This is a genomic window from Mucilaginibacter aquatilis (genome assembly GCF_009755275.1).
GTDB classification, from domain to species: Bacteria; Bacteroidota; Bacteroidia; order Sphingobacteriales; family Sphingobacteriaceae; genus Mucilaginibacter; species Mucilaginibacter aquatilis.
Genome location: NZ_WQLA01000007.1, coordinates 159,256 through 172,090 on the forward strand (window position 1 = coordinate 159,256; position 12,835 = coordinate 172,090).

General features: G+C 39.2%; 12 protein-coding genes. 1 reads left to right on the forward strand and 11 read right to left on the reverse strand.

Features of this window, described 5'->3' with window-relative positions; all coding sequences use genetic code 11:
• Positions 1-94: 94 nt before the first annotated feature.
• A complete protein-coding gene (locus GO816_RS16645) occupies positions 95-652 on the forward strand; it encodes a hypothetical protein (protein WP_198171548.1) in 558 nt (185 codons plus the stop codon).
• Between the two features lie 7 nt (positions 653-659).
• On the opposite strand, the gene GO816_RS16650 is transcribed toward GO816_RS16645, so the two are convergent.
• From GO816_RS16650 to GO816_RS18990, 11 genes are all read right to left on the reverse strand, one after another.
• Entirely contained in the window at positions 660-1,238 is a 579-nt protein-coding gene (locus tag GO816_RS16650) for a WcaF family extracellular polysaccharide biosynthesis acetyltransferase (RefSeq protein WP_157543082.1), read from the reverse strand.
• A 75-nt stretch (positions 1,239-1,313) separates the two neighbouring features.
• The gene (locus GO816_RS16655; RefSeq protein WP_157543083.1) at positions 1,314-3,716 is read right to left on the reverse strand and encodes a GumC family protein; all 2,403 of its coding nucleotides are present in this window, start codon (positions 3,714-3,716) and stop codon (positions 1,314-1,316) included.
• A 43-nt stretch (positions 3,717-3,759) separates the two neighbouring features.
• Positions 3,760-4,572 carry a polysaccharide biosynthesis/export family protein gene (locus GO816_RS16660; protein ID WP_157543084.1) on the reverse strand — a complete coding sequence of 271 codons (813 nt, stop codon included), beginning with the start codon at positions 4,570-4,572 and terminating at the stop codon, positions 3,760-3,762.
• A gap of 85 nt (positions 4,573-4,657) precedes the next feature.
• Positions 4,658-5,437, reverse strand: coding sequence for a glycosyltransferase family 2 protein (locus GO816_RS16665; RefSeq protein ID WP_157543085.1), 780 nt, complete (start codon positions 5,435-5,437; stop codon positions 4,658-4,660).
• A 24-nt stretch (positions 5,438-5,461) separates the two neighbouring features.
• Positions 5,462-6,604 carry an XrtY-associated glycosyltransferase XYAG1 gene (locus GO816_RS16670; protein ID WP_157543086.1) on the reverse strand — a complete coding sequence of 381 codons (1,143 nt, stop codon included), beginning with the start codon at positions 6,602-6,604 and terminating at the stop codon, positions 5,462-5,464.
• Between the two features lie 6 nt (positions 6,605-6,610).
• On the reverse strand, positions 6,611-7,276 hold the full coding sequence (locus GO816_RS16675) for an acyltransferase (RefSeq protein ID WP_157543087.1): 666 nt from the start codon (positions 7,274-7,276) through the stop codon (positions 6,611-6,613).
• Positions 7,277-7,280: 4 nt separating this feature from the next.
• Positions 7,281-8,426, reverse strand: coding sequence for a glycosyltransferase family 4 protein (locus GO816_RS16680; protein WP_157543088.1), 1,146 nt, complete (start codon positions 8,424-8,426; stop codon positions 7,281-7,283).
• The gene (locus GO816_RS16685; protein ID WP_198171549.1) at positions 8,423-9,790 is read right to left on the reverse strand and encodes a hypothetical protein; all 1,368 of its coding nucleotides are present in this window, start codon (positions 9,788-9,790) and stop codon (positions 8,423-8,425) included. The genes GO816_RS16680 and GO816_RS16685 overlap by 4 nt, the downstream gene beginning before the upstream one ends.
• Positions 9,791-9,804: 14 nt before the next feature.
• The gene (locus GO816_RS16690; protein ID WP_157543089.1) at positions 9,805-11,043 is read right to left on the reverse strand and encodes a glycosyltransferase family 4 protein; all 1,239 of its coding nucleotides are present in this window, start codon (positions 11,041-11,043) and stop codon (positions 9,805-9,807) included.
• 4 nt (positions 11,044-11,047) lie between these two features.
• Complete coding sequence (locus GO816_RS16695) at positions 11,048-12,073, reverse strand: glycosyltransferase family 4 protein (protein ID WP_157543090.1); 1,026 nt, start codon at positions 12,071-12,073, stop codon at positions 11,048-11,050.
• 192 nt (positions 12,074-12,265) lie between these two features.
• Positions 12,266-12,835: an acyltransferase gene (locus GO816_RS18990; protein ID WP_157543091.1), complete on the reverse strand. Its 570-nt coding sequence runs from the start codon at positions 12,833-12,835 to the stop codon at positions 12,266-12,268.

A 12,835-nucleotide genomic window follows, 5' to 3' on the forward strand; every position in this document is an offset into this window, starting at 1 on the left:
AGTTGAATTGTTTTAGCAATTGTGTAACAGCGTCTGTAACGGAGCAGATTAAACGTCATAAACAATTAGTTTGTTGGAGCTGTTAAATAAGCATATGGAAACACAAAAAATGATTAATGGCAGCAGTGTAAATGATAGCTGGCAACAAATTGAAGCCGACTTACAAGCCGACCAAGGGATACTTAATTACGAAGCTTTAATAAACCAGGAAGGCAAAACCATAAAACTATACATTGATATTGACTTGGGCGGCGGATTTGAAGGCGGCTCAGAAATAACACAACTGTCTGCTCCATTAGCTGTGGCTACGCCGTTTAGATTTGCCCTGCATGATGAAGATTTTCTGGATTCAATTGGCAAATTTTTGGGCATGGAAGATTTACACACCGGCTATCCTGAATTTGATAAGCACGTCATTATAAAAACAAACCATGAGACCCGGGTTAGAGAACTGTTTGCAAACCCGGAATTACGTAGCGTATTTACCAATTTAAAAGACTTTGACTTTGGCATACACTTACATACTCCTGAAGGTAGTGACGATGAGCAACCCTACCTGGAACTAAATGTAAATTTAGGTTTAACCGCACCTGAACTATTAAAACCTGTATATATAGCTTTTTGCCAAGTATTAGCAGAACTTGAAAAGTAACAAATTATTACGCCCACCGCTGTTTTACATATGTTGCAGGGTTACCCCTATAAATGCCGTTACCTTCAATGTTAGTGGTAACTATACTGCCGGCAGTAATAACACTATCAGTTCCAATAGTAACACCTGGCCCTATAAAGCATGATGCTCCAACCCAACAACCATTCATAAGCGTTATTGAACCATTACGGTAAGGCATGGATGGTTGTTTGAAATCATGGTTACCTCCACAAATAAAAGCACGTTGTGATATGCAAACGTTGTTACCTATTGTGGTGTTCTCAAAGTTCAAAATAAATACCTCTTCCCCAAGCCAGCAGTCATTACCAATTGAAATTTTCCAAGGGAAATGAATGTTTACGCGTGGCTTTATATTTACACCGTTACCCACTTTAGCACCAAACAACTTGAGGAGAGCACATTTCAAGCTACTTGGAAATGGAAACGCTGTTAAAAAGAACATCATCTTAATAAGATACCAGCAAACTTCTTTTAATTTACTTGCTCCACGCTCAAAACCTGCTGAATTAAAATCACCTAACCTTACTCTTGAGGGCTGTGCAGTTTCCTTTAGAATGTCACTCATTTAACAAAATCTTTAAATACAAAACCCATTAACCAGCGTAAGCTATGTTAATGGGTTAAATTATTCATTCAATATTTATTTACCGAAAATCTTTTTCCAGAAAGATTTTTTCACCGGCTCATCATCGTAATACGGCGAGTTGTAATTGTAATCGGCGTAATAATAACTATTATAATTTCCTTCAGTGCTATCTGCCGAGAAGAAACTTGCCCTGAATGCGTTTGGTTCAAACGCATTCATAATAATGCTCGATTTATTCATGCGGTATTCACGGTCAATACGTGCAGGAAGTTTAACAGCGCTTATTTTTGATACACCTGAACGAATGACAAAAATGTTAATGTCAGACATCTGAATAAGCGGAATAGAATCGGAAATCAGTCCTACCGGTGCCGTATCAATAATAATGTAATCATATTGCTGTCTTAAAATTACCAGCAACTCTTTCATTCTATCTCGATGCAATAACTCCGACGGATTTGGTGGAATTTTTCCTGATGATATAAATGTCAGGTTTTCAATAACAGTTTTGTTGGTAATATTTTCCAGTGACGCCTGATTAGATAGGTATTCGCTTAAACCCTTATGATCAGGAGACATATCAAAAGTTTTATGAAGGCGTGACCTTCTTAAATCGGCAGCTATAAGCACTACCTTTTTATCCATAAGGCATAAACTGTTTGATAAGTTGACCGATACGAATGATTTACCTTCACCCGCAACTTCAGAAGTTATACAAATTATCTTTGACGCCTGATCGGCTTGCATGAAGCTCAGGTTGGTTCTTACCGAGCGTATTGCTTCAGCAAAAGCCGACTTTGAACTTAAAAGATCAAGGCTTTGTTTCTCATCTTCGTTCAAAACCTCATTGTTCTTCTTTATCATACCTAAAATAGGCACGGTAGAAGCTATTTGCACCTCCGCAGGGTCATGCAAATAAGGGTTTAGCGCACGCGCTAAAAAGATCAATCCCAAGCCCAGCATCAAGCCAAAAATGATGGCATTCTGGTAGATGCTTGCAGATATAGGACTAACCAATGCAAAGTTGGGTTTAGCATTTTCAACAACACTTGCGTTAGCTACAGTTGCTGCCCTGCTTATCTCCGATTCAAGCTTTTTTTCGTTAAGGTAAGTATATATCTTTTGTTTGATATCGAAATTGCTTTGCAGGTTAAATAGGTTTTGCTCATCTGTTGGATAGGCGCGCAAATTCTGTTTTAATTTGGCATTTTCACTATCCAAAAATCTTATTGTTTTATTATTACGGTCTTTCAACAACCGTATGTTATTCATAGCAGCCCTTTTAATCTCGTTAATTTGATTGTCGATAACCTGGATTAATGATGATTGCTCGTCGAACTGCTCTAATTTAACGTTACGATCTTTAATAAGGTTGTTGAGGTTTGCTATCAGCGTAGATAACAAAGATTCCGTTTGACCACCTAAACCAAGGTTAAGGGTAATAGCATTACGGTTTTGCTTCATCTCTGTTTCCAGTTGTTGAATATAAAGCTGTTCAATTTCTAATTGATTTTTAGCTTGCTCATTTGAATTTACCTCCGCTAACAATTGGTTGCCCTTTGCACTCAGGTTAACTATATCATTATTCTTCTTGTAATTCGAAAGTTCATCTTGTGACTTATTAACCTGCTGTGAAAATTGCAATAACTGGCTATCAATAAAATCAATGGTTTGTGTTGCAGCCTGTTTTTTACGACCAGCGTCATTTTTGATGTATTCTTCAATAATTGTATTTAAAATATCGGCAATCAAAACCGGATTAGGTCCTGATAGTCTCAAAGACATAATTTTGGTTTTGCCACCCGGTGTTATACTATAACCCCTTCTTACTTCATTAACCAATTCAGGTACTGTGTTGAAATGAATGCGGTAGGTATGGCTACCCATATTTAAACCACTACGAATAATAAACTTAAGCTGATCAAAGGTGATCATCTGTCCAAATTTGTAGTTGCGTTTCACCTCATCGCCACCTTTTTCGTAAGCCAGGGTAAAGCTTGCACCATCCTTACGCGTAACCTCAAAATCGGGTACGCCGCGCAACAAACTATCGGCTGAAACAATTTCAATAGGAAAAGGCTTTTGCGGATAAATATTCACGTCTTTAACACGACCCTTAGTGTAGTAAGTAACCGGATAGTCAAGATTATTAACTGCACTCTCTAACAAGCTCTGCGACTTCAAAATGAACATTTCTGTTTCATTTTCGTCACTGGCTGATTGATCTCCAAGGTTTACCAATTCGGTAAACTCAGTTTTAGTTTCGGCCATACGGATGATAGCCGTTGTAGCATAAATTTCTTTAGCAAATTTTAGGTACACATATGCACCCGCCAACATTATTGCAATACAGGCAACTATCCAATACCATTTGCTAAGAAATACACGAAGGATTTTCCCTATGTTAATCTTACCACCTGCCGGCTCATTTTCAATTTCGGCACTTCTATCTTCCATAAAAGACTTTTATTCTTTATAATTTTTATCCGGACAATAAATATTAACGGTTGGAATTGCTCAACCTGTCGATAAGCAAACCTGTATTTAACAGCAACGTAAAGGCACTAAGAAAGGGCAATGTTTGCTGTAATTGCTCAAGTCCCAACGAGAAACGGTTTGGTTGAACGTAAACGATATCATTGTTTTGAAGATAAATTTTATCGCTTGCTAAAACGTCAATGTTTCGCATATTCACATAAATCACCTGAGGATCTTTAGGGTTACCTCTGATAATTTGAACCGTTTTCTTATTAGAGCGAGGCGTTAATCCGCCTGCATCGCCAAGTAATTCAATCAAACTTGTACGCTCTTTGGTAAGCAAAAAATTACCTTGCCTGCCTACCTCGCCCAACACTGTTACTTTTGCGTTAGTAACCAGAATATTTATAATAGGATCGCGCAGCATAAGTGGCGGCTTCTGATAAATTTCTTTGAGCTTGTTCTCAGCTTGTATTATGGTAAGACCAACCAAATTAACACGACCAATTACCGGCAAAGCTACTGTGCTGTCAACATCAACCCTGTAAACCATTGCCGTTGTAGCAAACTCCATACCTGATGATAAACCAGATATAAGATTAGGATTTTGAAGGTTGCGAATTGTTATAATATCATTTCTAGAAATTATATGAGCTTTTTGGTCGGGATCGCTGCCACGTTGCATCACATAAACATCTTTAACGCTATCAACATTTAACTTTTCACGCGTATGAAAAAGCGTGTTTTTAGACCTGTATGAACATGATGAAAAGAAAACAAGTGCTACGAATAGCCCAAGGAACTGTGCAACAATAGGTAATTTATTGTTTTTCAAGAGATTAGATATTTAAAGTAAGTTGATTAACACTTGTGTAAGTTATTCAAAAAAAACGTGTTGCCGAAAATCAATATAGCGTGATCTATTTTAATTTTTCTTCTTCTATAAGCCTTATAGCCATTAGCATTTCAACCATGGTGCGCTGTAAAGTGTAGTGCCATCCGGCCCAACCGTTAAAAATCAATCCTTTTACAAATAGTGAGTAAAAGAATACAAAGAAGGGCGCCACTACCTTGTTACGGCGGATTCTGGCACTGAATGACAACTTTTCGCCGTTGTTATGCAATAATTTATGCGTTTCCTTAACCGAATATCCATCCTGATTAGCCAACCATCTTGATAACGACTTCCTGTCATCATGCAAAATTTTGGCTTTATAGTTACCGGTTGGGCCTTCAATTTTAAGGCGATGAGCATGCCCGTCATCAAAATAAGATCCTGCATCATGCTTGAATAATACAGCCCGCGGTGTAGTATTGTTACTCAATAATTGCCTGCCAAATACTAAAAACTCAAACTTTGTATAATAACCAACATTAGTATCACCTGTTAGTGAAAGTATTTGCTTGGTTTCGGTAATAAAATCATCTGTCAAAACATAATCGGCATCAAGGCTTAATACCCATTTGCTGTTAAGCAATGAAAGCCCGTAGTTGCACTGCTGTGCAAAGCTGTCAAATGGTCTGTAAACTACTTCTGTATTAGTGTAATGGTTTACAATTGCTAGTGTCTCGTCTGTACTTCCACTATCAAGTATAACAACTTTTTCAGCCCAGGTTAGCTTGTCAAGCACTCTCTTAATATTAGGCTCTTCGTTTTTTGTAAGTATTAGTACTTGCAAAACACTTTGTCCAATTTCCATATGGTAAAAATTAGATGTTTAAAATTATTTCAGCTTACCTGAACCTGCCTTTTGGTACAAATCTAAATATTGGTTGGCCAACACTTGTCCATTGTATTCATGATGAATAATTTCCGGTACCTGAGTATTGATGCGCTCGAGCTTTTCCTTAGACTGTACTATTGTATTTAGCTGAGATGCAATTTCTTGAATATCCATGCTCGTAACCCAGCCCAGGTTATTACTTTGTACATAGTTGTAAAGGCCTACGTTTTTACTTATCATCACAGGTGTGCCTACCGAAAGCGACTCAATTACAACTATAGCAAAGTTTTCGCTATGAGAGGTAAGCGCAAATAAGTCTACACCAGAAAGATACTCAAATTTATCTTCACCGCTTTTCCAACCTACCCATTCAAGCTTATCGGCGTTACCGCACTCTTTTGCTAATTCTTTAAGCGAGTTAAGGTACTCTTCTTCACCAGAACCAGCAATTTTCAAATGATAATCAAAATCAACCTTACTCAAAGCCTTTATCAAAACATCAAGGCCTTTCTTCGGATCAACACGCGACAAAAAAGCTACTGTGAAGATGTCGTTTTTAACACGCGGATATCGCTTATCAGATAACTTCACCAGGTTAGGTATTACCGCGCCCTTCCAGCTTGGTATTATAGCCTTTGATTCTTCCCACTCCAATTGAGTTGAAACGTGAAGCCAGCTATATTCAAGCAACTTTCTTCCTAACAGTTTATGAATCCACCGCTTCTTGCCGGAGTTATTAGTCTCCAAAATGTAATTGCTGAACATACCATGCGGCGACAAAATAGGTTTAACACCATTACGCCTGCAAACCCATGCTGCACCAATTACCAACAAGTTCCACCAGGAATGTATGTGAACGGCATCGAATTGCTTTACCGTTTTTCCCAGGTGCTTCCATAAGTCCGGAGAGGCGTGGGTATGGTCGCCAGTTACGCGCTTAAAATAAGTTACTTTAACGCCATCCACTAAAAGCTCTTGTCCGGGAATAACATCCAATTCACTTTTGCCGTTGGCCGTTGTGGTGTAAACAACAACTTCGTGCCCGGCCTTAACTAACTCTTCGGCAAGTAAGGCTACCACAACTATAGGGCCTCCATAAATGTAAGCCGGCTTGTAAGAAGGAACGATAAAAAGAATTTTCATAAGCGATTAATGCACGAAGCCTTCTGTTCGGGTAAAATATTTAGCAGTTTGCGGTATGATTTTAATGGCCTTTGCCGGAACTCCGGCGTACAATGTCCAGGTATCAGAAAATGTTTTACTTAATAACGATTTTGCACCCAAAACCGAATGTGAAGGTAAAACAGATCCCCCAAGAACCACAACGTTAGTTCCTACAAAGCAATAATCGCCAATTGTTATTGGTGAGCTGTCTTGCCTGTTTTCAAATACATCAATTGAGTGAGTAAGTAACTGCGAGTTATAACCTGCAATAGTTGAAAACCTTCCAATATGAATAGCACTGGTGCAATCAATATGATGGTTTTTTGTAATTGCTGCTTCTTCGCCTAATATCAATTCGGCTTTACGATTTTGTTGATGCTTAAAGTGTTTGGTTTGCGTATCATAAGTACTGAAACCGGTAATCCAGTTACTTCTGCCTATTGTGGCATTTTGTCCAAGCTCAATATAATCAAGATGTACAGCGGTAGTAAAATGATCAATGCGCGAACCTGCCTTCATTGTCATACTTCGTGGAAATGCCCAGGCTAAACCAACTTTAGCTGAGGGATGAATATTATATCCAAACCACTTTTGCAGTGCCCGCCTTTTTAGCGACCAAGGAAGTATTAATGCTATTAGTTTTAAAAACATGTTATTAAGCTACCGGCAGTTTATCTAATGCTATATATTGCTGAATAATTTTTTCCATTTCAAAACGCTCACAATTTTGAAAACCTCTTGTAATCAAATCATTTTTTAGCGCTTCATCTTGCAACTTGATCAATGCTTGAGCAAATTCTGAAGGACTATGAGGATCGGCATAAAGCGCTGCTCCGCCGCTAATTTCGGGCATGGGTTCATAACTACTTGCTATTACTGCAGCACCACATGCCTGTGCCTCAATAAGAGGCCAGCCAAAGCCCTCGTTAAATGATGGAAATACAAAGGCCTCACAAGCATTGTACAACGCACGTAATAATTCATGTGAGGGTTTGCTGATAAAAATAACACGCTCTTTGAGGCCTGCTTTATCAACAGCGTTTAAAAGGTCTGTGTCAGGTTCTTCACCTGCATAACAAACCAAACCGCTCCATTTTGTCCCTAGCTCCTCTACCATTTTTACCAGCATAACACGGTTCTTTCGCTGCAGGCCCGAACCAATATGCAATATAAAGTTTTGGTTTATGGCTAACCCTGATGTAGATAATATTTGATGAATCTGATCGGCGTTTAGTTTTCCAAAATCAGCGTTGAATGGATTTAATATAACTTTCCAGTTTGTGTAGTTGGCACTTGCGTCGGGTGCAAGCTCTTTTAACTGGTTAAGTGTAAATGCAGATACAGATGCAAGTTTTTTCGCTTTTTTCAGGTTACCCAAAATCCACTTTTGGAGGATTTTGCCAAAAGAAGAAGCCTGCTGATGCGAATCGGCATATCCTAAACCACCACGTATGGCAATCATATCATGCGCCGTAATCACCGTTTTATTTGCGGGGAGGTGCGCCAGATAAGGAGAGTTTGAATGATCGCAAACATGAAATGAAACGTCGGGCTTATTTAAGCCTTTAATCAGAATGCGCCAGCGAATTATAAGTGGAAATAAAATCCATTTATCAATATACCCCAACCACTTACCTATGCCTGTATTGGTTGATTTAAATCCTGTTCCTAATATCACATTGGGGAACCACAATTCGGTTTCAACGCCGCGTTTCGGGTATTCGCGATGCAACATTTCGGCAAAACGTTTCATGCTTTCCTGCCTGTCGGGTATATAATTTGATATCAGGATAATTTTCATGAACGAGCTATAAACTTTTTCTTATTCTGTCTCAGAGCGGCAAAGATTAAGCCTCCGGTTAACGCACCAAATCCTAAAGCTGTTGGCTGCGCCCATTGTCCCTGGGCAAGATTTACCAAAATAAAACTAAGCAGCATCCAAGGTAAAAAATTCTTCTTTGCCAATGCCGAGTATGACTTTAGTGTAACATCGAGCGTAACGCCAACCCTTATAAAAATGATTATTACGCCAAGCAAAAATCCCATTTCGCCAATTATACGCCCCCATTCAACTTCGGCGTTGAAGAGAAATTTGTTTGTACCGGTTTGCAAGCGCGCACCTGCGTTGGTGCCTAAACCCAAGCCATATCCAAAAAACGGCACCTTTTCATTTTCAGTTAAACCGCCAAGCAAACCACCAATAAAGCGCCCGAAAAACACGCCCTCTGTACCGCCTTCAGCGTTGTTTGCTACGGTGAGGCGCTCATTAAATGCCTGCGTACCTGTTTGAAAAAAACTGGCTTTACCTAATACGGTAAGCAATATAAATACAGCAATGCCCGCCATAGCAAATTTACCGGTAAGCCGCGGATTACGTATGGCTACAATAGTAGCAAACAGGGCACTAATAATAATTTGAAACAAAAATGTACGGCTGATTGAAAGCGGTATAGCCGCAACAAGGCAGCCTGTAACCACTATTAAAAACCACTTTTTGATAACTAAACTTTCATCCAGCCAAAAGTAGAAAACGTAGGCTCCAACTAAACCAAAGAATGATACGACCCCATTGGTAAAAGAAAACGTTCCGGGTGGTCTGAAATAACCCATGGCACCGGCAAAGCCACCTCCGGCCTCATCACCACCTATGCCACGGTTAACCCAGGCACTTTGCGGACTGTAAAACTGTAATCCAATTAAAACAGTCATCGGTATGGCTAGCCATAGCACAATCTCACCCAGCCTTAAAACATCATCCCGGTTAAATATGGCGCCAATTATAAATATCAAAGGGAAGTGCAAAAACATTATACGCGCACCAAAAAGTGCCACATAAATATTATGATGCCCAACCAGCAACGCCATAATTAAAGATATAACAGTGACCAGCCACGCCACCATTATATTTGTATTAATTTTAAAATAGCCGGCGTTTTGGGCTTTAACAATAAGAATTATAGCTATAGGGTCGCGCACAATGAGGAGTGGCGTAGCCAAAAAAGGCAACACCCATTTACGCAAAGCACCTTCAAAAATCAAAAGCCAAAAGTATATCCAAATCCAGCGCTTTAAATCAGCAATCTGTTTTTCTTTATTACTTAAACGACGCTTTTTGTCCTTTTTAAAGCTCTTTAAAAAACTTAATATGTCTTTGACTATTATCAAGGCAATCTCATTTACTAAATAATAGCAGGCAAAATGTTACTTGCGTACTTCTCCCAGGTATAGGCTGCCGCATGTTGTTGTGCACGTAAGCCCATATGTTGTATCTTGTCTCTATTTTCAAGAAACCATGTAATCTTTTCGGCAATTAATTCTGGCGATCTGATTGGCACCAGGAAACCTGTTTCGCCCTCTATAACCAAATCATCACCACCGGTGTTAGGCGTTATAATAAGCGGCAGTCCCTGGCTCATGGCTTCCTGCATAACCAATGCCCTGCCTTCAACAATTGAAGGTAAGCAGAAAACATCACAAGTGCGCATTAATTCGAGCACCTGCGCATGAGGACGTCCTTTTTCGTAAGTAAAACCCGAGAACTGATTTTTATAGAAACCTGCATCAGTTAATAATGAACCCATAACCACCAATTCAACATTAGCAGTGTTAAGCATTTTTACAGCCTCAAACAAATCTCCTAACCCTTTACGCTGACCCATTGAACCTGCAAATAATACTCGTAGCGGCTTATTAGGGTCGCGTTGTTTTGTAGCAGCATTATAGCTTGGAGTTACCGGCGAACCAAAAGGAGAAACTATAACCTCTTTATTTTGAGCCCAATCAGGCAGTGAATCTTTTACAAAATTGCCTGGCACTATAACCGCATCTGCCAGTTGCAATTCGGCAACCTTACGCTCAAGCTTTGCTGGCGAATCTTGTATACCACCACCCAGCGTTACCGCCCATTGTGGCAAACGCTCAGCTTCTTCGCTCATTAGTCTGCGGCCCGTTTCCCAATAAGCAATGGGTAAATCATATGCGCGTTTTAAATTCATGGCTTTTGCTTTTTCAAACGTGGCCAATGCACCGTCTTCGTACGCATAAACACTGCTTAAACTCGCTTTTGAAAATTTTGAAAGCTGGCCAGCAACATGCTTATCTAAACTTTGATAAATGTTATCCATACTAAACACACCTTTTTCGTGTGCAGTAAGACTTTTGAATTTAAGTTTATTACTTATTACATGCCCTAACTCAATCCACGGGTACATATGCGTATAAGGCTGCAGAATGGGATCAAATTCACGACGTTTAATTTCACTCAACGGCCCAATTCCACCAAGCTTTTGCAGCGTTGAACCAGGGAAAGAAGCCACTGAAGTGTAAAAAGCCTCCAACTTGCCTGCATTTGCCAAGCTTGTTGCAATTGCTCTTAAAAACGTATTTCCGGTTGGATGCAATACAATAACTTTACCCATGCTGTTATTTATTTAGTGCCTGATTAATAGCATGAACATATTTATCCATAACATAAGCTTGTTTGTGCAAATTGAGGTGCTCAACGCCGTTTTGTAGAAGCGTTTGTTTGAGTTGTTGGTCGTTTTCTAAGTTAAGAAGTTTAGCAACAAGATCGTCAACATTTCCTTTTTCAAATAAGATGCCTCCTTTACCTACAGCTTCACTTAATCCGCCGCTATTTGATGCTACAGGTATACAGCCGCAGGCCATCCCTTCAAGAGCCACCAAGCCAAAAGGCTCCTCCCAAACAGAAGGAATGAGCATATATTGATGCTGATTTAACGTATCTACTAAAGCCTCACCTTTTTTGGTGCCTTCAAAAAACACTTTACCATCTATCTGAAGATTTTGAGCCTCACGTTGAAGACTCTCTAACTCAGGACCCTGACCAATAATAGTTAGAGTTGCGTTTGTATCTCCTGACTTTGTAATGAACCCGTGAAAAGCCTTTAAGGCTATAATTGCTCCCTTATCAGAAACCAACCTACCCAAAAAAACAAACTTCTTATCACGACGAATTTCGGGTTTAACTTTAAACAAGTCGTCGTTATAAGGATTTGGTATTACGGTGGCTCCAGGATGGCAGGCTAATGCAATGGCTTTACTACATGCTATTACACTTTCGGCTTTTTTCAACCAAAACTGTTTAAGCTTATCTTGAATACCCTTTTGACCATCAACCCTGGCAATCCAGGTGTGTAATGCTACTACTAAAGGTTTACCGCTTAGCAAATTTGGCCATGACAAATTCAGGCTAGGGTTATTCTCAAATACAAGATCGGCCCAAAAATGTAGTTTTAGCAACTGCATTTTTGATGGATTTCGAATTACAGGATAATCACGGTTTTGTGTTGCAGCGTTTGCTGCGGATGTAGTTACTACCTTTATCTCATATCCGCGGGCGTGTAAAGCATTGCAAACCACGTCAGACATGGTTTCAATGCCACCCACATCAGGGTAGAACTTGTATGATAAAAATAATATTTTCAAAACAGGTAGATGGTGTAGTAAGTGACAAAAATTGAATTTTAAATGATTGAATTTATTAATTCTTTCAAAAAATACCTTATTTTATTATCGTTTTTACTTACAATGGCTAAAGATAATATAAATATTTAAATTCCTTATTTTATAGTAACATTTAACTATCAGACTATCCTTTAATATTAATGCTTTTTGGTTTTACCTGTCTTTAATTTTTTTTGCAGGCACCCCTCCCCAAATTTCATTTGAAGGAATACTCTTGGTAACCACTGAGCCCGCAGCCACAATTGCTCCGTCACCAATCGTTACGCCTTTTAATACTACTACATTGCAGCCAATCCATACATTCTGGCCTACGCTAATAGCTTCTTCAGGGCCATTTTGTATACGCATTAACTGGCCTTGCTGCATACCATGATCGTGATCAATAAAACGGCATCCTGAGGCAATAAGTGAGTCGTTGCCAATGGTTATGCCTTTAGTGATATTGAATTCACATCCCGTTCCTACAAAAACGTTGTTGTGAATATTAATTGACGGACCTAGTTTCCAAATTCCGTCATATTTAAAATAGATACTACGCTCAAGTAAACAATTGTTTCCAATGGCTACCTGATGTGGCCACGTAACGTGAACTGATGGCAATGTAGTGTTTTCGCCAACTTTCATTCCCAGTAAACCGTAGCGTAACTTGCGTAACCCACTGCTTAATTTATTTAAGTATCTTACTTTTAACACAAAAAAGCCGTGCTGTAAAAAGTAGCTCAT